Source organism: Micromonospora sp. WMMD961, assembly GCF_029626145.1.
GTDB lineage: Bacteria > Actinomycetota > Actinomycetes > Mycobacteriales > Micromonosporaceae > Micromonospora.
Genome location: NZ_JARUBJ010000002.1, coordinates 6892250 through 6912682, shown reverse-complemented (window position 1 = coordinate 6912682; position 20433 = coordinate 6892250). Strand labels below are relative to the sequence as shown.

Here is a 20433-nt window from a genome sequence, read left to right as displayed (position 1 = left end):
CTGTCCGGTATCGCCACCCTCGTCGGCACGGTGGGTCACTCGGCGGACGCGCGGGCCGCATGATGCAGCGCCGAGCGGACGTCCGTGACCTCGGTCACCCGCATCTGCTCGGGGCCGGCGCCGGTGCTGGTCGGGCCGCAACCGGGCGGCACCAGGGCCACCTTGAACCCCAGCCGGGCCGCCTCGGCCAGCCGACGTGGCACCGCCCCGACCCGGCGCACCTCACCGGTCAGCCCCACCTCACCGATCGCCACCAGGTGCGGAGCGATGGCCAGGTTGAGCCCTCCGGAGGCGACCGCCAACGCGACCGCCAGGTCGGCGGCCGGCTCCACCACCCGGATGCCGCCCACGGTGGCGGCGAAGACCTCCCGGTCGTGCAGCGTCAGCCGCTCGGTGCGCCGTTGCAGCACCGCGAGCACCATCGCCAGCCGTGCCGAGTCGAGGCCGGAGACGGTGCGTCGGGGTGACCCGGCCACCGTCGCGCCGATCAGGGCCTGCACCTCGGTGACCAAAGCTCGCCGCCCCTCCATCGCCACTGTCACGCAGGTGCCCGGAACCGGCTCCGCGTAGCGGGTCAGGAACAGCCCGGACGGGTCGGCCAGACTGCTGATGCCGCCCTCGTGCATCTCGAAGCAGCCGACCTCGTCGGCCGCCCCGAACCGGTTCTTCACGCCGCGCACCAGGCGCAGCGACGAGTGCTTGTCGCCCTCGAAGTGCAGCACCACGTCGACCAGGTGCTCCAGCACCCGAGGCCCGGCCACCTGGCCGTCCTTGGTGACGTGCCCGACCAGCACGGTGGCGATGCCCCGCTCCTTGGCGACCGAGACCAGCGCGGCGGTGACCGCGCGCACCTGGGTCACCCCGCCGGGCACCCCCTCGGTGCCGGTCGTCGAGATGGTCTGCACCGAGTCGAGCACCAGCAGGCCCGGCTTGACCGCGTCGAGGTGACCGAGCACCGAGGCCAGGTCACTCTCCGCGGCGAGATAGAGCTGGTCGTGCAGAGTGCCCATCCGCTCGGCGCGCAGGCGCACCTGGCTGACCGACTCTTCTCCGCTGACCACCAGCGAGGGGCTGCCGGCGCCGACCGCCCACTGCTGGGCCACGTCCAGCAGCAGTGTCGACTTGCCCACGCCGGGCTCGCCTGCGAGCAGCACCACGGCACCGGGGACCAGGCCACCGCCGAGCACCCGGTCGAGCTCGCTCAACCCGGTGGGGCGGGCCCGGGCAGGTGCGGCGCTGATGGTGGCGATCGGGCGGGCCGGCTCGGACGGCATCCGGGAACTGACCACCCGGCCGGAGACGGTCGGGCCGGTGACCGTGCTCTCGACCACCGAACCCCACTCGCCGCACTCCGGACAACGCCCCACCCACTTGGGCGGCTGGTGCCCGCAGGCGTCGCACTCGTAGGCCGGACGTGGCTCGCGGGCGCTGGACCGGCCACGGGCGGCGCCGGCCGTGCCGCCACGCGGAGGGGTTGATCGGGAGGTGGTCACATCAGGACGCTAGCCCTCGCGTACGACGAAAACACCCCGGCGTGGTGGTCACCACGCCGGGGTGTTCGTCGATGTGACGGTCGGGTCACTCGTGGGTCGTGCCGCCCTCGTTGCCCTCGTAACCACCCTCACGCTCGATGATCGGCGAGGGGGGTGCGGCCGGGGTGAGCGGCACCGCGATCGGCGCCTGGCCGGTGACCGTGTTGCCGTTGCCGAAGTCGAAGGTCACGACGACGTTCTGGCCGGAGCGCAGTGCCTCGGTCAGGCCGATCAGCCGGAGCTGCGTGGTGGCCTCGGAGTTGAACTGGACGTAGCTCAGCGGTGCCAACTCGATCCGGGCCGGCTGACCCGGCGCGGACGGGCTGGCCGAACCCGACGCCCGCGCCGACTCCGGGGCGGACGGGGTGGCCGAGGACGACCCGGTCTCGGACGGCGTCACCGTCGGGCTCGGCGAGCCGGACGTCGAGCCCGACGGGCTGGCCGAACCGGACGGCGACGGGCTCATCGAGGCGGACTCGGAGGCCGACGGCGACGGGCTCGCCGAGCCGCCGCTGATCACCACCTCACGGGCGCTCTCGCTGGTGATGGTGACCGTCACCGTCTCCTTGGAGTCGTTGTAGATCACCGCGCTCAGCCCCGCGTCCTGGCCGGCCTGGTAACCCTCGGTGCCCGGGTAGTCCACCTGCAGGCCACGGACCGAGAAGGAACCGTTGTCGGTGGTGAGGTTGACGCCCTGGACCGACGGCTCCTTCAACGCCGTCTCGGCGATCTGACCGGTGCCGCATCCCGAGGCCAGCAGGCTGGCCGCCGCAATCCCGGACAGCAACAGGGCCGCCCGCCGGGATCCCCTGATCGAGCGCGTCACGTCGGTCCTCCTCGTCACAATCCCCACCCGGCCGCACGCCGGGCACGGTGGCCATACCCGCGCAGACCGCGCTCCAGGGTAGTTGGAGCTGATCGAGGCCCGCACACGGACCCGGCATTGCCACCTGCTCGGGTGCCGCTCACACCACCCGACCGCTCGCCACCAGCAGCACCACGTCGATCAGGGCCACCAACAGCACCGCTCGGAAGGCCGAAACCGGCCGCCGGCCGGCCCGGACCGCCGAGCGACCGGCGTACCAGCTCAGCGGTGGCACCACCGCGGCCGTCCCGACCGCTGCCAGACCGATCGCCGACGGCGGTCCGGGTGGTCCGAGGACCAGCGCCGCGGTCGCCGCGAGGAGCAGGCCGGCCGCCGCGGCCCGGCTGCCGGCGGCGCCCAGCCGGTGGGGCAGGCCGCGCACCCCGGTCCGGGCGTCGTCGGCCAGGTCGGGGAGCACGTTGGCAAAGTGCGCGCCGGCGCCCAGGCACGCCGCCGCGACCACCAGCCAGGCCGGCGGGGTCGGCTGACCGGGCAGCGCCAGCACCACGAAGGCGGGCAGCGCGCCGAAGGAGACGGCGTAGGGCAGCACCGAGAACACGGTGGCCTTCAGCGGCCAGTCGTAGAGCAGCGCGGAGACCAGGGCGACGGTGAGCCAGAACGCCGCCGTCGGGTTCGTGGTCAACGCGAACAACGGGCAGGCCACCGCGGCCACCGCCGCAGCCCAGGCCGTGGTGCGCCGGCCGACCGCGCCGGCGGCCACCGGTTTGTCGGTACGCCCCACAGTGGCGTCCCGCTCGGCGTCCAGTGCGTCGTTGGTCCATCCGACGGCGAGCTGGCTGGCCAGCACGGCGAGCACGACGGAGACGATTCCGACCGGCCGATGGCCCACCCCCCACGCCAGCAGGCCGGAGACCGCGGTCACCGCTGCGGCCGGTTCCGGATGGCTCGCTCTGACCAGCCCTAACACCCTCGACGACATAAGGGAAGTCTGGTCGTTACCGAGCAGTCGTGCCACGCTCGGTTCCATGCGAGACGTGGCTGCGGCCGCGGCGTCCACCGGCCCCCGGGTGCTGCCGCGTAACGATCCGCGCCAGTACGACGACCTGGCCGGTGAGTGGTGGCGGCCCGATGGCGCGTTCGCGATGCTGCACTGGCTGGCCGAGGCCCGCGCGGCGCTGGTGCCACCGGCCACCCACCCGGGCGCGGTGCTGGTCGATCTGGGCTGCGGCGCCGGTCTGCTCGCGCCGCACCTGTCCGGCAAGGGCTACCACCACATCGGGGTCGATCTGACCCGTTCGGCGTTGGTCCAGGCGGCCGAGCACGGGGTACGGGTGGTCCAGGGCGACGCCACAGCGGTCCCGCTGCCGAGCGGTTGCGCCGACGTGGTCTCCGCGGGTGAGTTGCTGGAGCACGTGCCGGACTGGCCGCGTGTGGTGGCCGAGGCGTGCCGGTTGCTGCGTCCGGGCGGCCTGCTGGTGTTGGACACCCTGAACGACACGGCGCTGGCGCGGCTCGTCGCGGTGCGGATCGCCGAGCGGCTGCCGACGGTGCCGCGTGGCATCCACGATCCTCGGTTGTTCGTGGACGCTCAGGCTCTGGTGGCGGAGTGTGCCCGGCACGGTGTCGACCTGCGGCTGCGGGGCATCCGTCCGCAGGTCGGCGGCCTGCTCGCCTGGCTGCTGCGCCGCGCCCGGGCGACCCGTGCGTCCGGCGTGGCCGCTGCCGGCCGGGTGCCGCGAATCGTGCCGACCCGGTCCACCGCCGTTCTCTACCAGGGCCGGGGGGTCCGCAAAGGATAGTCGGGCCGTGGCGGGGTATGGGACGCCGAGGAGGAGACGATATGACGGTTCAGGCGCTTGAGGCAGCCCGCCGGTTGGCGCCGCGGTTCGCCGCGCGGGCGGCGGAGCACGACCGGGACGGTTCCTTCCCCGCCGAGGACTTCCGTGACCTGCGGGAGGCTGGCCTGTTCGGGCTGATGGTGCCCCGGGCGCTGGGCGGTCTGGGGGCGAGCTTCGCCGAGTACGCCGCGGTGGCAACCGAGCTTGCCCGGGGCAACGGTGCGACCGCCCTGGTGTTCAACATGCACGCCTCGGTGACCGGTGCCCTGGGCGCGGTGACCGAGGAGTTGGCCGAGGCGCTCGGTGTGCCGGACGAGGCGCTGGCCGCCCGGGACCGGCTGCTGACCGCCGCGGCGGAGGGCTCCTGGTACGCGGTCGCGATGAGCGAGCGGGGCGCGGGTGCCCGGCTGTCCCAGCTCACCACGGCGTACGAGGCGACCGCCGGAGGCTGGCACCTCAAGGGCAGCAAGACCTTCTGCTCCGGGGCCGGGCACGCCGACGGCTACCTGGTGGCGGCGCGCAGTGCGGCCGACCAGTCGGTGGTGTCGCAGTTCCTGGTGCCGGCCGGTGCCGGGCTGACAGTGGAGCCGACGTGGGACTCGCTGGGCATGCGCGCGACCTCGTCGCACGACCTGCACCTGGACGTCACGGTGCCGGCGGACCGGCTGCTCGGCGGTGTGGAGGGGCTGGCGTTGGTGGTCGCCCAGCTGATGCCGCACTGGTTGGTGGCCAGTTACGCGGCCGTCTACGTGGGAGTGGCCCGGGCGGCCGTCGACGCGGCGGCCGAGCATCTCAACGCTCGTAACCTCGCCGGTCTGCCGGCGGTGCGGGCCCGCCTGGGCCGGGCGGACGCGGCCACGGCCGCGGCGCAGTTGGTGGTCGCCGAGGCGGCCCGCCGGGTGGACGAGGCGCCGGGCGACGAGGAGACCAACCGCTGGGTGTGGCGGGCGAAGCTGCTCGCCGGGACCACCGCCGCCGAGGTGGCGGCGTCGGTGTTGGAGGCGGCGGGCACCTCGGCCACCCGCCGGGGCCATCCGTTGGAGCGGCTCTACCGGGATGCCCGTTGCGGCTCGCTGCACCCGGCCACGTCGGACGTCTGCGCCGACTGGCTGGGCATCGCCGCGTTGGGCGGCGACCCGGACCGCGACGGATCGGCACCACGTTGGTGAGGCGGCCGGGTGCGACCCGTGCGGAGGAGGAAAGGCCAGTCGAGGTGGCTGGTGGGACGACCAGGGGGAGGACAGCATCTGACGAGAGGTGGGGATCGTGTCCGTACCAGTGATCGCGGGGCTCGGGACTGCGCAGCCGCCGTCCGCTCTGCAAGACGAGTTGTGGGAGGGCTTCTTCTCCCGGCACTTCTCCGGCACCACCCGGTCGTTGGCCCAGCGCATCTTCGCCAATTCCGGGGTGACCCGGCGGCAGGCCGCGGTCAACCCGCTGCTGGAGGACGTGTCGGACTGGCCGACCGAGCGCCGGATGCGTCGCTACCAGGTCGAGGCTCTGCCGCTCGGCAAGGAGGCGGTGGGCCGCGCGTTGACAGCGGCCGGGCTGGGCGCCGGTGACATCGGCTTGTTCATCGTCTGTTCCTGCACGGGGTACGCCACGCCCGGGCTGGACATCCTGCTCGCCCGGGACCTCGGCATGGCCGCGGACACCCAGCGGATGTTCGTGGGCCACATGGGGTGTTACGCGGCGTTGCCGGGGCTCGGCGCGGCGAGCGACTTCGTCACCGCCCGGGGGCGGCCGGCGCTGCTGCTCTGCGCGGAGCTGACCAGCCTGCACATCCAACCGTCCAGCGCCAGAGTGGACACCCAGCAGATCGTCTCGCACGCGCTCTTCTCGGACGCGGCGGTCGCCGCCGTGGTCGTCCCGGGCGGCCGGGGGTACGCGTTGCGCGAGGTCACGTCCGTCACCGACACCTCGACGGCCGACCACATGACCTGGGATGTCACCGACGCGGGGTTCCGGATGGGGTTGTCGCCGAAGGTGCCGCAGGTGCTGTCCAGGCACGTCCGCAAGCTGGTCGACGACCTGCTGGCACGGCACGGTGTCACAAGCTCCGACGTGGACGGTTGGGCGGTGCACCCGGGTGGGCCACGGATCCTCAACGTGGTCGAGCGGGAGTTGGCGTTGCCCCCGGACGGGCTGGCGGCGTCCCGGGCGACGCTGGACGAGCACGGCAACTGCTCGTCGCCGACGGTGTTGCTGATCCTGGATCGGCTGGGTCGTGCGACGCCGGCCGCTCGACGCATCGTCATGCTGGCGTTCGGCCCCGGCCTCACCCTGTACGCCGCCCTGCTGGATCGACAGGACTGATCGTCTGCGGCCCGGCCGGTACGCTCGGCGGATGCGGGCGACGACGGACGACCGGCTGCGCTCGGCGGTGCTGGTGGGCGCAGCGGTGGCCGTGTTGGCTGCCGGTGGCGGGTGGTGGCGTGCCACCGCGCCCGCCTCGACGGCCGGGTCGGCTGGTCCTTCGACGGTCGCGCCGACGGTCGGACCGAGCCTGGGCACCGCGCTGGACCGCGCCCTTGCCACCCGGGTAGTGCCCGGTGAGCGGTTGACGGTGCGGGTGGACGAGGCGGGCGAGGTCGTCAGCGTGCCGGGTGGCTTGTGGGCGGAGATCGACCCGGAGACGGGCATGATCGCCGACATCGTGGGCGATCCCGCTACCCTCGTCTTCCAGGGCGGCCTGCTCCCGTTCCGGGAGACGGTCTGGCGGGAGCGGGTGGCACTCGGCCCGGGGGAGAGCGTCGTCCGGCAGTCGGCGGGGAGCAGCGCCGGTCTCCTGCTGCAGTACCAGTGCACCAGGCCGGGCGGCCTGACGGTGACGATCGTCGGTGCCGGTCTGGCCGGGCCCTCCGAGATCGACTGCGACGGCACGGTCGTCAGCGCCAGGGTGCTGTCACGCGGCCGGCCGTTCCGGGTGTCGCTGTCGGCCACGGGGGAGCGGGAGATCGACGTCGAGGCCCAGCTCGTCGAGCTACCCCGGTAGACCCCCGCCGCCGAGCGGCGCTCAGGCACCGAGGGCGCTCAGGTCACCTCGGTACGCGTCGACCGGCCCCAGGTCGGGCAGCACCCGGGTGACGGTGCCGGTGCGGTCGACCAGCAGGGCTGTCGCGACGCCGGGACGGGCCGGTTGACCCAGGAACGAGCGCAACCCTCCGGCTGGATCGGCCAGCGCGCGGACCTGCCGCTGGTTGGTCGGGGTAGCGGGTACCGTCCGGCCGCCGGTGACGGTGACCACGGAGACCCCGACGGGCGCGGCGGCCAGGGCGTCGCCCACCCGGTCGGGGCAGGGGCAGCCGTCCAGCAGGATGATCATGGCGGGGAGCAGGCCGCGCAGCGGTACTGGTGCCTGACCCGCGTCGACCAGGTCGAGTGCGGGCAGTGCCCGCCCGGTGAGGGTCGCGGGCGGGGAGTAGGGCGCCGGGGTCGGGCGCTCGGTGCGGCTGGCTCGCGGCCAGGTGACCACGAGCAGGCCGGCAAGCGTGGTGAGGACCGCCACCAGCAGGACCAGAAGCGGCAGACCCAGGGCCCGGTGGCTGCCGGGCAGGCCGGTGGCCCTGCGCAGCTCGTGGCGGATCTGGGCGGCCTCGGCGGCGAGTGCGGAGGCGTCGTCGGGGACCACGACGCGGCCCCACTCGGGTGGCAGGCCGGGCAGCCCGTCGGCCGGCCCGTGGCCCTCAGCATCCGGCTTGCCCATCGGACCTCCTGGAAGGGTCTCGAGAGCGGAGTGCGGCTCGGTCTCCAGGGTCGCGCACCAGGGGCTCCTCCCGCTACACCTGGGCGCGGTCCGGTCGGCCGGGCTACCATAGGAGGAGCGCATAGCCCTTGATCTCGACGTTCTGTTCACCCGTGCCGGGCAGTCATCCGCACGTTACGGAGCGTGTTCGAACCATTGGTTTGACCGCCTGTCAAGCTGAAGCAAGACCTCTCACAGGGCCCCTGAGCTGCGCCAACGGTCAGGACATCGGTGAGACATCGGTGCCTGACCGTGTTACCCTAGACACAGCGAAAGGGGTTTCGAACCTATGGTTTTCAGTGTCGGCGAGACCGTTGTCTACCCCCACCACGGGGCCGCACTCATCGAGGCAATCGAGACTCGGGTCATCAAGGGCGAGCCTAAGCAATACCTCGTCCTGAGGGTCGCGCAGGGTGACCTGACGGTCCGGGTGCCGGCCGAGAACGCCGAGATCGTGGGCGTTCGAGAGGTGGTCGGCGAAGAAGGCCTCGGTAAGGTCTTCGACGTTCTGCGGGCTCCGCACACCGAGGAGCCGACCAACTGGTCGCGGCGTTACAAGGCAAACCTGGAAAAGCTGGCCTCCGGCAACCCGCTGAAGGTCGCCGAGGTCGTGCGTGACCTGTGGCGCCGGGAGCGGGAGCGGGGCCTGTCCGCGGGCGAGAAGCGGATGCTCGCCAAGGCCCGCGACATTCTCGTCGGCGAGGTCGCGCTGGCTGAGAAGAGCACCAAGGACGAGGCGGAGACGCTGCTCGACAAGGTCCTCACCGAGGCCTAGTCCGCACAGCATCATCGTTCCGCTTCGTAGTGAAGAAACTACCGAGGACCGCGACGTGACCGCGCAGCTCAATCCGCGCGGTGACGTCGCGGTCCTCGTGCCTGCAGCGGGTGCTGGAGTACGTCTGGGCCCCGGCCGGCCCAAGGCGCTGCGCCTGCTCGCCGGCGAGCCGCTCCTGGTGCACGCCGTGCGCCGGCTGGCCGCCGCACCGTCGGTGCACACGATAGTGGTGGCCGCGCCGGTCGCCGACGTGGCTGCCGTTCGTGAGTTGCTGGCCCCGGTGGCGCCGGTGATCGTTGTTCCGGGCGGCGCGGAACGGCAGGCTTCGGTCGCCGCCGCGCTGGCCGCGGTGCCCGCCGGGCCGTCGATCATCCTGGTGCACGACGCCGCTCGTGCGCTCACCCCGTCCGAGCTGGTCGAATCGGTGGCGGCGGCGGTCCGTGACGGGCGGGACGCGGTGATCCCGGTCCTGCCGGTCGTGGACACGATCAAGGAGGTCGGTGCCGGCGAGGTGGTGCTCGGCACCGTCGACCGTTCCGCCCTGCGCGCCGTGCAGACCCCGCAGGGTTTCCGTCGTGCCGTGCTCAGCGCCGCGCACGCCGCAGCCGGTGACTCCCTCACCGACGACGCCGGGCTGGTCGAGAAGCAGGGCGTCGCGGTGAGCTGCGTGCCGGGCTCGGAGTACGCGGTGAAGATCACCCGACCGTTCGACCTGGCTCTGGCGGAGCATCTGCTCGCCACCGGTGGTTGACGCGTACGCTCTGATCATGATCGTTCCCAGGGTGGCCATCGGCACCGACGTGCACGCGTTCGAGCCCGGCCGCCCCTGTTGGGTGGCCGGGCTGTTCTGGCCCGACCAGGACGGCCTCGCCGGCCACTCGGACGCCGACGTCGTCGCACACGCGGCCTGCAACGCGCTGCTCTCCGCCGCCGGCCTCGGTGATCTCGGTGCCGTCTTCGGGGTGGGTGAGCCGGAGTGGGCCGGCGCGTCCGGCGTGGCGCTGCTGGCCGAGACGGCCCGTCGGGTGCGGGCCGTCGGCCTGGAGATCGGCAACGTGTCCGTGCAGGTCGTCGGCAACCGCCCCAAGATCGGCCGACGCCGTGCGGAGGCGCAGCAGGTGCTCTCCTCCGCGGTCGGCGCACCGGTCACGCTGTCCGCCGCGACCACCGACGGGCTCGGCTTTCCCGGGCGCGAAGAGGGGCTGGCCGGCATCGCGGTGGCTCTGGTGTACGACGCTCCGGCCGCCTAGGCTCGCCGCGATGTCCACCGACCCCGCCCCCGACCGGTCCGCCGCCGACGGCTACGTCCAGCGCGCCCAACTGCTCGCCGAACTCGGCCGTCACGACGAGGCGGCCGGCGAGTTGACCTACGGGCTGGCGCTACAGCCGGACGATGTCGACGCCCTCACCCTGCTGGCCCGGGTGCACCTGGCCGCCCACCGCCCGACCGAGGCGCTCAAGGCGGCGGACTCGGCCGTGGTGGCCGCGCCGGAGGCCCTGCCGCCGCTGGTCGTCCGGGCCATGGCGTTGGCCGACCTGGAGCGCTACTCGGAGTCGGCGGCCACCGCCGATCGGATCCTCGCCCTCGGCCCGGCCGACGCGTACGCCCAGCGCAGCGCCGCGGCGATCCTGGCCGACTCCCGCAACGGGCAGCCGGCGCTCAACGCGGCCTGGCGCGGGGTCGAACTGGCCCCGGAGGAGCCGCAGGCGCATTTGGTGCTCAGTCTGGTCGCCGCCCGGCTGGACCTCTTCGACCTGGCCGAGCGGGCGTACCGGGAGGCGTTGCGGCTCGATCCGCGCATCGCCGAGGCCGGTCACGACGTCGGTGTCATGCGACTGGAGCAGCGCCGCTGGTCGGAGGCGCTGGAACATGTGGCCGAGGCGGTGACGACCAGTCCGAGCCGGATCGACTCGCCGCGGACCCTCGCGTACGGCCTGCACCGCCTGGTGCTCTACGGCGCGGGTTGGTCGCTGGTGGCGGCGGTGCTGGTCGCGGTCGCGGCTGCGGCGAACGACGGGTTCTCCCGGGTCCTGGCGGTGCTCGCCGCGCTCACCGGTGGGATCGTGGTCTGGCAGCTCGCGGCCCGGCTCCCCGGGCTTACCCGGACCGTCCTGCCCGCCATGTTGCACTCGGACCGGGCGATGGCCCTGGCGGTCTACGCCGTGGCTGCCGCGCCGCTGCTGCTGCTGGTGTACGCAGTGGTCGGCTCCCCGTGGCCGCTGGTGCTGGCCATCGCCGCCACGGCGGTAGCCGAGCTGGCCGTCTTCACCAGAACCGCGATCCGCTAACCCAACCTCCGGCGACACCACGAAAGATCACCAGCGTCGCCTAGCTCGACCACGTCAGGGTTTCGCCGGAGCCCGACCCGCGTCGGGATCAAGCCTGACCGCCCAGAGCGGGTCGGGCTCCGGCGAAACCCCGAGGCCGACTACACAGAACGCGCCCACGTCCAGGCGTACCCCTCGTCCTCGCAGGCGTTGGCGGCGTCGCAGAGGTCCAGGGGGCGGAAGGTGTCGACCATGACGGCCAGCTCGTCGAAGTAGTCCGCACCGATGGAACGCTCGGCCGCACCCGGCTGGGGGCCGTGGGTGAAACCGGACGGGTGCAGCGAGATCGAGCCCTGTTCGATGCCGGAGCCGCGCCGGGCCTCGTAGTTGCCGCCGGTGTAGAAGAGCATCTCGTCGGAGTCGACGTTGTGGTGGTTGTACGGCACCGGGATCGCGTCCGGGTGGTAGTCGACCTTGCGGGGCACGAACGAGCAGATGACGAAGTTGGGCCCCTGGAAGGTCTGGTGCACCGGTGGGGGCTGGTGGATGCGGCCGGTGATCGGCTCGAAGTCGTGGATGGAGAACGCCCACGGGTAGAGGTGCCCGTCCCAGCCGACGACGTCGAACGGGTGCTTGGCGTAGACGTAGCGGGTCCAACCGCGGCGGTGGCGGACCAGCACCTCGACCTCCTCGTCGTCGACGAGCAGCGGGGTGTCCGGGCCGCGGACGTCGCGTTCGCAGTAGGGCGAGTGCTCCAGGAACTGACCGCGTACGGAGAGGTAGCGCTTGGGTGGGCCGATGTGCCCGGACGCCTCGACGGTGAGCAGGCGGACGGGCTGGTCTCCGGTGGGCACCAGCCGGTGGATGGTCGAGGTGGGGACGATGACGTAGTCGCCGGCGACCGCGTCCAGCACTCCGAAGGGAGACTCGACCCGCAAGGTGCCCGACTCGACGTAGAGGCAGTGGTCGCCGGTGGCGTCACGGAACAGCGGTGAGGGCCGGTCGGCGAGCACGTACCCGATGCGGACGTCGTCGTTGGCGAGCAGGTACTGCCGGCCGAGGACGGGGTCGGCGCCGCCGGTGTCCAGCTTGTGGGTGCGCAGGTGGCGGGGTTTGAGCGGCAGGTTCGGCGCTCGGGTGAACGTGGGTGGGGTGAACTCGTCGGCGGCCAGGATCGCGGTGGGCGCGTGCCGGTGGTAGAGCAGGGACGAGTCGGAGGAGAAGCCCTCCTGGCCCATCAGCTCCTCGGCGTAGAGCGTGCCGTCGGGCTGACGGAACTGGGTGTGGCGCTTGCGCGGCACGTCGCCGACGCTGCGGTAGTACGGCATCTCGCCCTCCCGATATGTTCCGTTCACCGATCAACCGCGTCCGATAATCGGACACTGTTGTCCGTTCCTCGTAGCGTCCCGTACATTCTTGTTCCGTGTCAACGCAGGTGCCCGCACTCCTCGACGGCCTGGTGGACGACGCCGCCGTCTTCCCGCCGGGCAGCGCCACGCTCCCCGACGCGCTCGCCGCTCACCGTCGGCACCGCACCGCCTGGTACGCCGACCTGGTCGGCCCGCTGCTCATCCCCGCCTCGACCGTCGCGGCGGGAGAACTGGGCGGTCTCGTCGACCTGGGCGAGGGTCTGGTGATCGGGTTGATCGGTGACACCGGCATCGCCCGCCTGCCGTTCGCGCTGTCGTTCCTGGCACCCGGCGGTGTGACCGCCCGCCAGGTCGAGGTGGCGGTCGCCAAACGCGGTGAGGACCCGCTGCCCGGCATCGCCGAACTGCTGCGGCGCACCGATGCGATGCCCGGCGTCGAGGCCGTCTACGCCGAGCTGCCGCTGACCTTCGGGCTGATGGGCGCGCTGGACGCGCTCGCCGCCGCCCGCGCCGACGGGATGCCGATCGCCGCCAAGTTCCGCACCGGTGGCCTGGCTGCCGAACTCTTCCCCACGCCGGCCGAGCTGGCCGCCGTGATCTGCGCCTGCCGCGACCGGAGCCTGCCGTTCAAACTCACCGCAGGCCTGCACCAGGCGATCCGGCACCTGGACCCGGAGACCGGCTTCACCCACCACGGCTACGCCAACGTGCTGGCCGCCACCCTGGCGGCCGCCGACGGTGACCGGGTGGAGACGGTCGCCGAGCTGCTGACCGTTCTCGACCCGCGCCCCCTGCTGGAGCGCGCGAGCGCGCGGCTGGACGCGCCGCGGCCACTGTGGGTCGGCTTCGGCTCGTGCAGCATCCTGGAACCACTGACCGATCTGATCCGGCTTGGGCTGGTGAACGGGGGCTACGACGCATGACCTGGGTGACCGGTGCCGACGGGTCGCCGTACGGGGTGACGAACCTGCCGTACGGGGTGTTCCGGACCGACGGGGGGCAGCCACGGATCGGCGTACGGATCGGGTCGTGGGTGTTCGACCTGGCCGCGGCGGAGGCCGCCGACCTGGTGCTGGCCGCCGGCGCGTTGTGCCGGTCCACCCTCAACGACTTCATGGCGCTGGGTCGTCCGCAGTGGACGGCGGTACGGCAGCGGATCACCGAACTGCTGACCGACCCGGCGCACCGGGCCGCGGTGGAGCCGTTGCTGGTGCCCCTGGACGACGTGGAGCTGCTGCTCCCGATCGAGGTGGCCGACTACGTCGACTTCTACTCGTCCGAGCACCACGCCTCGAACGTCGGGCAGATCTTCCGCCCCGGTCAGCCGCCGCTGCTGCCGAACTGGAAGCACCTGCCGATCGGCTACCACGGACGGGCCGGCACGGTGGTCGTCTCCGGCACGCCGGTGATCCGACCGACCGGGCAGCGCCCCTCCGCCGACGGCCCGGTCACCGGTCCTTCGGTACGTCTCGACATCGAGGCCGAGGTGGGCTTCGTGGTGGGCGTACCCAGCCCGTTGGGTCAGCGGGTCGCGGTGGACGACTTCGCCGACCACGTCTTCGGTGTGGTGCTGGTCAACGACTGGTCGGCTCGGGACATCCAGGCCTGGGAGTACCAGCCGCTCGGGCCGTTCCTCGGCAAGTCCTTCGCCACCTCGGTGTCGGCCTGGGTGACGCCGCTGGACGCGCTCGGCGACGCCTTCGTGCCCGCCCCTGACCAGGACCCGCCGGTGGTCGACTACCTGCGGGACGTGCCGCACCTGGGCCTGGACCTCCGACTCGTGGTCCAGTGGAACGGCGAGCAGGTCAGCGAGCCGCCGTTCGCCACCATGTACTGGACTCCGGCACAGCAGTTGGCGCACCTCACCGTCAACGGCGCGTCGCTGCGCACCGGCGACCTGTACGCCTCCGGCACCGTCTCCGGCCCGGACCGGTCGCAGGTCGGCTCGTTCCTGGAGCTGACCTGGGGCGGGGCAGAGCCGGTCAAGGTGGGCGACGAGACCCGCACCTTCCTGGCCGACGGCGACACGGTGACCATCACCGCCACCGCGCCCGGCCCGGACGGCACCACCATCGCCCTCGGCGAGGTCACCGGCACGGTTCGTCCGGCCAACTGAGCGGACGAATTCCAACCGTCTCGTGCACGGGACTGGTTATCGCACAGCTCGTGCGATAACCAGCCCTGGTTGATCCGTTGATCGTCCGGATCCCGTTGCCTCGCCGCGCGGCCCGGGCCGGGCGCTGCCCGGCTGTCAGCGGTGGGGCATCCATCGCACACGGAGGTAACGACGATGCACGATCTTGCGGGCGCGATCTGGCGCACCAGTAGCCGTTCCAACGACCAGGGGCTCTGCGTGGAAGTGGCGGACAACCTGGTCGATGTCCACGGTCTGGTCGCGGTCCGCGACTCCAAGGACCAGGCCGGCCCCACACTCGCGGTCAGCCCGCCGGGGTGGACAGCCTTCATCGGCGCGATCCGAGCCGGTCGCTTCGAACGCTGACGAAAGCCTCGGCACCGGTCGACGACGCCCGGTGCCGAGTAACCGTCCAAACGGACAGAGTGGCCTCCGGGTGGTGGGAATTCCGTCCCGGAGGCCCCGTCCGGCCCTCACTCCGCGTACCGTCGGGGACACGGGAGGGCGGCATGTCGACGGTGGCGGTTACCGGAATCATCGAGGCGCACGCGGCCGATGTCTGGCGTCTCCTGACCGACCTGCCCGGCCGTGCGGCCCGGCTGACCGCGGCCGGTCCGATCAAGGTGCTCACCCCGGGCCCGTTCGGTCCGGGCACCTCCTGGCGTGAGGAGCGCGCCCAGCCGGACGGTGGCACGCTGACCGAGGAGTTCCTGGTAGTGGAGGCCATCGCTCCGCAGCGACTGGTGCTCTGTTCCTCCGGTGCCGGCGTCGACTACCGCATCACCTGGAGCCTGCGACCGGTCCGTCGCCGCCGTCGAGGATGCACGGCGGTCACCGTCACCCAGGAGGCGGTGCCGATGGACCCGTACGGCCGGGTGGTGGCTCTGTTGCTCGGCGGCCTCGCCGCGCGGGCGGTGGAGGTGGCGCTCCGGCGTGACCTCGCCGATCTGGCCGTCGCGGCCGATGCCACCGGCACCGTCGAAGCCGCCTGAGCGCCAGCCGGTCACTCCTCGCCGTGACCTGGCCGGGGTCCGGCCCCCTCCGCTGGGTAGGGTGCCGGGCGGAGGTGCGGCATGAGGTTCCCGAGAGGCCGGCGGCGGCTGGTGATCGCGGTCGCGGCGCTGCTCGCGACGGCGGCCGTCGTGGTCGTCGTGCACCGGGTCCTCGCGCCGGCAGAGGTGAGCACCGTGGCCCGGGGCGACTACCCGGCGCCGGCCCGACCGGCTGCCGGAGTGATCGGTCGGCTGCCGGTCGCCCCGTTGATCGTCGACGGCAGACTGCGGGTGTACGCCGCACACCGCCAGGTCTACGCGGACCGGCCGGTCGACGGGCGGTACCGGACCAGCCCGTACTGGTCGTACCGGCGCTGGCCGGCCGAGCTGACCGGGGTGGTGGCCAGCGGCAGCACGGTGGTCAGCCGCTGGTCGGACGGGCAACTTGTCGCACTCGACGCCCGGACCGGCGGGGTGCTCTGGCGAACCGACGGTCCGAAGCCCGCCGAGAGTTCAGCGGTGGTACGCCGTACCGGGGCGGCCACCGTCTGGGAGCCGCGCGGACTCCGACTCGCCGACCTCCCGGACGGCCGGACGGTGCTGGTGGTGACCGGGGATGTCCAGGCGCGCGCTGTCGAGCTGAGCGACGGGCGGGAGCTGTGGCGGGTCGAACTGCCCGGGAGCTGCCGCAGCGATGTCGGCACCACGGCAGCCGGGCAGTTGATCGGCCTGGACACCTGCGCCGGGCCGGCCACCGTCGAGTTCCGGGACGCGGCGACCGGCGCGGTACGCGAGCGTTGGCGACCGCCGAACGGCCCGGACGGGTTGGTGGTGACGCCGCTCGGCTGCCGTACCGGCCGGTCGGACTGTCTGGGGCTGCGGACGGCCGGGCCGGGCGACGAGGGCGGCCGGGGCTGGCTGTTGGGTGCCGGTCCGCCGGTCGCCGCCCCCACCCTGGACCCGGCCGGCGCCGCCCTGGTCGGTGAGCAGTCGATCGCCGTGCTCGACGGTGTCGTGGTGGGTCGATCGGCGCGTACGGGCACCGAGCTGTGGAGGACCGACGGTCTCGGGCCGGCGCGGGTGCTCGCGGCGCAACCTGGCCGGGTGCACCTGTTGACCGAGGCGAACGACCTGGTGACCCTGGACCCGGTGACAGGCGCCCAACTGTCCCGCTTCCCGCTCAACGTGGGCTCGGACGGGACCGGCTGGGCTCCCGGGGCGGTGGGGGTGATGGACGGTTACGTCGCGGTCGAACGACTCCGCAAGCCGGTCGATCCGAACGGTGACGATCAGCGCTACTACTACACGGGGGAGGCGGTGATCCTGGCCGCCACCTGATCGTGGTGTCTTCCGCCCGGACTTCTGAGCCGTCCATGCCCTGTGTTCGAAAAGGGTATGTTTCTCATGGTTCAGGTTTCCGTGGAAGGGGTCGGCGCATGGGTGGGACGGCAGCCAGCTACCTCGTGGGGGGCGCGCTCGCCGCCACCGCCAGCCTCGCGCTGGCGGTCCCGCCGGTGCTGAGCTCCGAACCCGCCTCGGCGCGCGCCGGCAGCGCCGCCCGGGCCGAGCCGTCGGCCGGCAGCGGCGTCACCTTCGAGATCCTGCCGGCGACACCGACACCGACACCGACACCGACGCCGCCCACTCCCACTCCCACCACACCCCAACCCACGCCGAGCCACGGTGGTCAGTTGCCGGTCACCGGTTCGGGCGGGTCGACCCCGTTGCTCGTCGGGCTGGGTGCAACCCTGCTCCTCGTCGGCTTCTTCGCTGCCCGCCGAGCTGGGTGTCGTGAGGGCGCAGGTGATCGGCAAGTCGGCCGCCTCGGCTAGGTTCGATCGTCCGCGCCCAGGCCCGAGTCAGGGCGAGGACCTACTCGGCTGAGCCCTGCGCCGGAGCGTCAGCCGCCGGCCGAGGTCCGCTCTCGCCGCGCTGCCACACCCCGGCCACAGACGACAGACCCACGGTCAGGCCAGCGCCGCCTCCGCAGCCGCCAGGAACGCGTCGTTCTCGGCCGGGGTGCCGATGGTGACCCGGACGCCGTCACCGGCGAACGGCCGCACGATCACACCGCGCGCCTCGCACGCCTTACCGAACGCCACCGAACGATCAGCCAGTGGCAGCCAGACGAAGTTGGCCTGACTCGTCGGCACCTCGGGCACGAACTTGCGCAACGCCTCGGTGACCCGGTCCCGCTCGGCGACGACCAGGGCGCAGCGGCGCTCCATCTCGGCAACCTGGGTCAACGCGGCAAGCGCCCCGGCCTGGGCCGCCGTGCTGCTGGAGAACGGGGTTGCCACCTTACGGATGGCGGCGGCCACCACCGGCTGGGCGACCAGCCAGCCCATTCGCAGCCCGGCAAGGCCCCACGCCTTCGACAGCGTGCGCAGCACCGCCACGTTGGGCCGGTCCAGGTAGTCGAGCCCGTCCGGCACCTCCGCGTCGGTGACGAACTCCCGGTACGCCTCGTCGATCACCACCAGCACGTCGTCGGGCACCGCGTCGAGGAACGCGTCCAACTCCGCCCGGCGTAGCGCGGTGCCGGTGGGGTTGTTCGGGTTGCAGACGAAAATCACCCGGGTCCGGTCGGTCACGGCCGCGGCCATCGCCGCCAGGTCGTGCCCGTGCCCGGCCTCGTTGGGCACCCGCACGCTGGTCGCGCCGCTGGTCGCCGCAATGATCGGGTACGCCTCGAAGGACCGCCACGAGTAGAGCACCTCGTCGCCGGGCAGGCAGGTTGCCCGAACCAGGTGTTCGGCGAGCGCCACCGACCCGCAGCCGGTGGCGATCCGGTCGGCTTCCACGCCGTACCGCTCGGCCAACGCGTCCCGCAGCGCGACCACGCCCATGTCCGGATAGCGGTGCGAGGCCATGATCGCCTCGGTGACCGCCTCCACCACCCCGGGCAGCGGTCCGTACGGAACCTCGTTGCTGGCCAGCTTGATGGCCTCCGGCAGGCCCAACTCCCGAGCCAGGTCGGCGGGGCTGCGCCCCGGCACGTAGTTGGGCAACGCGTCCAGGTCGGCGCGGGTCAGCCGCAGGGCCGGCTGGTGACGTCCGGAGTCGGTCATGGAGTGTCTCCCGAGGGCTGGTTGCGGTCGTCCGAGGGGGCGGAGCCGGGGCGGTAAGGGACTTCGACGACCACCGTCTGCGCGCGCCTGTCGTGCAGCGCCTGGCGCAGCGGGTGGTCGAAGAGGGGAGAGAGGGAGTCGACCAGTTGCAGCACCAGGCCGATCCCGGCGCAGTACCAGAGCAGCGTCGGCAGACCCAGCGTGCTCCACCGGCTCAGTGCCCGGCCGAAGCCCAGCGGCTGGTCGGCGGCCATCGGCACCGCTCGGATCCGCATCACCCGTTTGCCGAAGGTCTGCCCACCGGCGGCCATGGCGGGCACCTCGTACGCCAGCCACAGCGCGGTGGCGATCAGCAGGATCACCACGAGCAGCGAACCGGCCTGCTCGCCGGGCACCGGCATTCCCTCGGCGGACCTGTCGCCGCGCGCGGCGCGCCGGAAGAACTCCTGCCAGTACGGTGCCCACTCCTGCGCCCAGCGCCAGACGAACCAGCCGTTGACCAGCACGTTCAGCGCGAGAATGAGGCCGAAGTCGATCAGCCGGGCGGTGAACCGGCGACCGTAACCGGCCAGCGCGTGGCCATGCGGCCTTGGCTCGGGCGGTCGCCCGGGCCAGCCAGGGTGACCAGCGGGCGGCACCCAGCCGGGTTGGCTGCCCGGAGGAGCCCAGCCGGGCGGACCGCCCTGCGGACCCCAACCGGGTGGGCCGGACTGCGGCCCCCAGCCGGGGCCCTGTGCCGGTGGTGGGCCGTAGCCGGGGCCTTGCACCGGTGGTGGGCCGTAGCCGGGGCCTTGCACCGGTGGTGGGCCGTAGCCGGGGCCTTGCACCGGTGGTGGGCCGTAGCCGGGGCCCTGCACCGGTGGTGGGCCGTAGCCGGACTGCGGGCCGTACCCGGGTGGTGGGCCCTGGTGTGGCGGCCAGCCGGGCGCGACGGTCTCGGAGCCAGGGGCAGCCGGGCCGGAGGTCGGGGGCTCGGCCGGGGTGACCGGGGCGGGCGGCGGCTCGGGCGGCGGAGGACCATCCGGCGGGGTGGCGTCGACGGGAATGGGCGCGCCGAGCCAACCCTCGCCGTCCCAGTAACGCCGGGTCTCGGTGTCGGCGGGATCGACGTACCAGCCAGGTTGCACACTCACGCCGTTGCTCCGCTTCGCTGCCTGCCGGTTCGCTCGCTCACGTGGACACCTTAACGACGATGGTTGCGGCGAACTTGTCGTGGAGGCACTGCTGCCACGGCTTGTCCCAGAGTTGCCAGAACCCGTCGGCGTAGCTGCACCCCGGGACCAGCGAACCGGCCAGGAACTGCACCAGCCACCGACGGCCGGCCATCCGCCGGTCCAGCGTGCGGGTCGGGTCGAGCGGCACCACGCGCAACTTCATGACCTTCTTGCCGAGCGTCTGACCGCCGCGCTTGAGGTACTCCACGTGGTAGAGCCAGTAGAGCCCGAGCATCAGCACCAGCACCGCGAGCTGGAGCAACAGGATCGGCAGGAAGAACTCGAAGAAGAAGGTGCCCGGATCGGGCTCCACCAGGGTGCCGTCCGGGTTGATCTGGTTCAGCTCGGTGAACATCCGCCACCAGAGGACGAAGAAGACCGGCATGAACAGCACCAACAGGACGGCACTCGCCAACGCCGTGTCGATCAGCCACGCCAGCAACCGGTCGCCGAAGCTGGCCAGCGGCTGACCGCTCGGGCTCAGCGGAGGAGGTGGCGGGCCGGGTGGCCCGGGGTACCACTGCGGTGGGGCGTACCCGGGTGGGGCGTACTGCGGCGGCGCGGCGTACCCCTGGGGGTGTGGTCCGGGCGGCGGCGCGAAGCCGCCGGCGGCGGGCTGAGGCCCACCGGCCGGCGGCGTCGGGTACGACGGAGGCTGCGTCACGCTC

The 20433-nt window shown here is 72.7% G+C and carries 22 protein-coding genes; 14 read left to right on the top strand and 8 right to left on the bottom strand.

From position 1 onward, the window contains the following. Nucleotides 1-35: 35 nt before the first annotated feature. The 3 genes from radA to O7614_RS31695 form a co-directional block, all read right to left on the bottom strand. Nucleotides 36-1493 carry a DNA repair protein RadA gene (radA, locus tag O7614_RS31705; protein WP_278142021.1) on the bottom strand — a complete coding sequence of 486 codons (1458 nt, stop codon included), beginning with the start codon at nt 1491-1493 and terminating at the stop codon, nt 36-38. A gap of 85 nt (nt 1494-1578) precedes the next feature. Beyond that, nucleotides 1579-2358 (bottom strand): hypothetical protein, encoded by a 780-nt coding sequence (locus tag O7614_RS31700; RefSeq protein ID WP_278142020.1) that lies wholly within the window; start codon nt 2356-2358, stop codon nt 1579-1581. A gap of 139 nt (nt 2359-2497) precedes the next feature. Beyond that, nucleotides 2498-3385, bottom strand: a complete 888-nt coding sequence (locus tag O7614_RS31695) for a UbiA family prenyltransferase (RefSeq protein WP_278142019.1) — start codon at nt 3383-3385, stop codon at nt 2498-2500. Between O7614_RS31695 and O7614_RS31690 the strand changes: the two genes are divergently transcribed. The 4 genes from O7614_RS31690 (at nt 3384) to O7614_RS31675 (ending at nt 7191) form a co-directional block, all read left to right on the top strand. Beyond that, nucleotides 3384-4157 (top strand): methyltransferase domain-containing protein, encoded by a 774-nt coding sequence (locus O7614_RS31690; protein WP_278142018.1) that lies wholly within the window; start codon nt 3384-3386, stop codon nt 4155-4157. The genes O7614_RS31695 and O7614_RS31690 overlap by 2 nt on opposite strands. 41 nt (nt 4158-4198) lie before the next feature. After that, nucleotides 4199-5365, top strand: coding sequence for an acyl-CoA dehydrogenase family protein (locus O7614_RS31685; protein ID WP_278142017.1), 1167 nt, complete (start codon nt 4199-4201; stop codon nt 5363-5365). Nucleotides 5366-5462: 97 nt separating this feature from the next. Then, complete coding sequence (locus O7614_RS31680; protein ID WP_278142016.1) at nt 5463-6512, top strand: type III polyketide synthase; 1050 nt, start codon at nt 5463-5465, stop codon at nt 6510-6512. 31 nt (nt 6513-6543) lie between these two features. Next, nucleotides 6544-7191: a hypothetical protein gene (locus O7614_RS31675; protein WP_278142015.1), complete on the top strand. Its 648-nt coding sequence runs from the start codon at nt 6544-6546 to the stop codon at nt 7189-7191. A gap of 21 nt (nt 7192-7212) precedes the next feature. On the opposite strand, the gene O7614_RS31670 is transcribed toward O7614_RS31675, so the two are convergent. Beyond that, entirely contained in the window at nt 7213-7902 is a 690-nt protein-coding gene (locus O7614_RS31670; RefSeq protein ID WP_278142014.1) for a hypothetical protein, read from the bottom strand. Between the two features lie 328 nt (nt 7903-8230). On the opposite strand from O7614_RS31670, the gene O7614_RS31665 reads away from it, so the two are divergent. From O7614_RS31665 to O7614_RS31650, 4 genes are read left to right on the top strand one after another with little or no spacing between them, the layout of a single operon-like run. Beyond that, nucleotides 8231-8716, top strand: a complete 486-nt coding sequence (locus O7614_RS31665) for a CarD family transcriptional regulator (protein ID WP_007073334.1) — start codon at nt 8231-8233, stop codon at nt 8714-8716. A gap of 55 nt (nt 8717-8771) precedes the next feature. Beyond that, on the top strand, nt 8772-9467 hold the full coding sequence (gene ispD / locus O7614_RS31660; RefSeq protein ID WP_278142013.1) for a 2-C-methyl-D-erythritol 4-phosphate cytidylyltransferase: 696 nt from the start codon (nt 8772-8774) through the stop codon (nt 9465-9467). A gap of 13 nt (nt 9468-9480) precedes the next feature. Continuing rightward, on the top strand, nt 9481-9966 hold the full coding sequence (gene ispF / locus O7614_RS31655; protein WP_278142448.1) for a 2-C-methyl-D-erythritol 2,4-cyclodiphosphate synthase: 486 nt from the start codon (nt 9481-9483) through the stop codon (nt 9964-9966). Nucleotides 9967-9976: 10 nt separating this feature from the next. Further along, complete coding sequence (locus O7614_RS31650) at nt 9977-11005, top strand: tetratricopeptide repeat protein (protein ID WP_278142012.1); 1029 nt, start codon at nt 9977-9979, stop codon at nt 11003-11005. A 140-nt stretch (nt 11006-11145) separates the two neighbouring features. On the opposite strand, the gene O7614_RS31645 is transcribed toward O7614_RS31650, so the two are convergent. Then, nucleotides 11146-12312: a cupin domain-containing protein gene (locus O7614_RS31645; RefSeq protein WP_278142447.1), complete on the bottom strand. Its 1167-nt coding sequence runs from the start codon at nt 12310-12312 to the stop codon at nt 11146-11148. Between the two features lie 95 nt (nt 12313-12407). On the opposite strand from O7614_RS31645, the gene O7614_RS31640 reads away from it, so the two are divergent. From O7614_RS31640 to O7614_RS31615, 6 genes are all read left to right on the top strand, one after another. Further along, the gene (locus O7614_RS31640; protein WP_278142011.1) at nt 12408-13277 is read left to right on the top strand and encodes a hypothetical protein; all 870 of its coding nucleotides are present in this window, start codon (nt 12408-12410) and stop codon (nt 13275-13277) included. After that, entirely contained in the window at nt 13274-14470 is a 1197-nt protein-coding gene (gene fahA, locus O7614_RS31635; protein WP_278142010.1) for a fumarylacetoacetase, read from the top strand. The genes O7614_RS31640 and fahA overlap by 4 nt, the downstream gene beginning before the upstream one ends. A gap of 174 nt (nt 14471-14644) precedes the next feature. Next, nucleotides 14645-14854 (top strand): DUF397 domain-containing protein, encoded by a 210-nt coding sequence (locus O7614_RS31630; protein ID WP_088987326.1) that lies wholly within the window; start codon nt 14645-14647, stop codon nt 14852-14854. Nucleotides 14855-14997: 143 nt separating this feature from the next. Continuing rightward, nucleotides 14998-15480 (top strand): SRPBCC family protein, encoded by a 483-nt coding sequence (locus tag O7614_RS31625; protein ID WP_278142009.1) that lies wholly within the window; start codon nt 14998-15000, stop codon nt 15478-15480. A gap of 81 nt (nt 15481-15561) precedes the next feature. Then, complete coding sequence (locus O7614_RS31620; RefSeq protein ID WP_278142008.1) at nt 15562-16818, top strand: PQQ-binding-like beta-propeller repeat protein; 1257 nt, start codon at nt 15562-15564, stop codon at nt 16816-16818. A 98-nt stretch (nt 16819-16916) separates the two neighbouring features. Further along, nucleotides 16917-17312 (top strand): LPXTG cell wall anchor domain-containing protein, encoded by a 396-nt coding sequence (locus tag O7614_RS31615; RefSeq protein WP_278142007.1) that lies wholly within the window; start codon nt 16917-16919, stop codon nt 17310-17312. Nucleotides 17313-17447: 135 nt separating this feature from the next. Here O7614_RS31615 and hisC read toward each other — a convergent pair whose 3' ends face one another. From hisC to O7614_RS31600, 3 genes are read right to left on the bottom strand one after another with little or no spacing between them, the layout of a single operon-like run. Then, nucleotides 17448-18551, bottom strand: a complete 1104-nt coding sequence (hisC, locus tag O7614_RS31610; RefSeq protein WP_278142006.1) for a histidinol-phosphate transaminase — start codon at nt 18549-18551, stop codon at nt 17448-17450. Next, complete coding sequence (locus tag O7614_RS31605; RefSeq protein ID WP_278142005.1) at nt 18548-19684, bottom strand: RDD family protein; 1137 nt, start codon at nt 19682-19684, stop codon at nt 18548-18550. Before O7614_RS31605 ends, hisC begins: the two co-directional genes overlap by 4 nt. Nucleotides 19685-19721: 37 nt before the next feature. Then, a complete protein-coding gene (locus O7614_RS31600) occupies nt 19722-20429 on the bottom strand; it encodes an RDD family protein (RefSeq protein WP_278142004.1) in 708 nt (235 codons plus the stop codon). Nucleotides 20430-20433: the final 4 nt, after the last annotated feature.

Bases quoted from the DNA above. Each gene is read 5' to 3' on its own strand.
- O7614_RS31690 (WP_278142018.1), top strand. From the start codon at position 3,384: ATGCGAGACGTGGCTGCGGCCGCGGCGTCCACCGGCCCCCGGGTGCTG.
- O7614_RS31695 (WP_278142019.1), bottom strand. From the start codon at position 3,385: ATGGAACCGAGCGTGGCACGACTGCTCGGTAACGACCAGACTTCCCTT.
- O7614_RS31685 (WP_278142017.1), top strand. From the start codon at position 4,199: ATGACGGTTCAGGCGCTTGAGGCAGCCCGCCGGTTGGCGCCGCGGTTC.
- O7614_RS31675 (WP_278142015.1), top strand. From the start codon at position 6,544: ATGCGGGCGACGACGGACGACCGGCTGCGCTCGGCGGTGCTGGTGGGC.
- O7614_RS31670 (WP_278142014.1), bottom strand. From the start codon at position 7,902: ATGGGCAAGCCGGATGCTGAGGGCCACGGGCCGGCCGACGGGCTGCCC.
- O7614_RS31665 (WP_007073334.1), top strand. From the start codon at position 8,231: ATGGTTTTCAGTGTCGGCGAGACCGTTGTCTACCCCCACCACGGGGCC.
- O7614_RS31650 (WP_278142012.1), top strand. From the start codon at position 9,977: ATGTCCACCGACCCCGCCCCCGACCGGTCCGCCGCCGACGGCTACGTC.
- O7614_RS31645 (WP_278142447.1), bottom strand. From the start codon at position 12,312: ATGCCGTACTACCGCAGCGTCGGCGACGTGCCGCGCAAGCGCCACACC.
- fahA (WP_278142010.1), top strand. From the start codon at position 13,274: ATGACCTGGGTGACCGGTGCCGACGGGTCGCCGTACGGGGTGACGAAC.
- O7614_RS31630 (WP_088987326.1), top strand. From the start codon at position 14,645: ATGCACGATCTTGCGGGCGCGATCTGGCGCACCAGTAGCCGTTCCAAC.
- O7614_RS31625 (WP_278142009.1), top strand. From the start codon at position 14,998: ATGTCGACGGTGGCGGTTACCGGAATCATCGAGGCGCACGCGGCCGAT.
- O7614_RS31620 (WP_278142008.1), top strand. From the start codon at position 15,562: ATGAGGTTCCCGAGAGGCCGGCGGCGGCTGGTGATCGCGGTCGCGGCG.
- O7614_RS31615 (WP_278142007.1), top strand. From the start codon at position 16,917: ATGGGTGGGACGGCAGCCAGCTACCTCGTGGGGGGCGCGCTCGCCGCC.
- hisC (WP_278142006.1), bottom strand. From the start codon at position 18,551: ATGACCGACTCCGGACGTCACCAGCCGGCCCTGCGGCTGACCCGCGCC.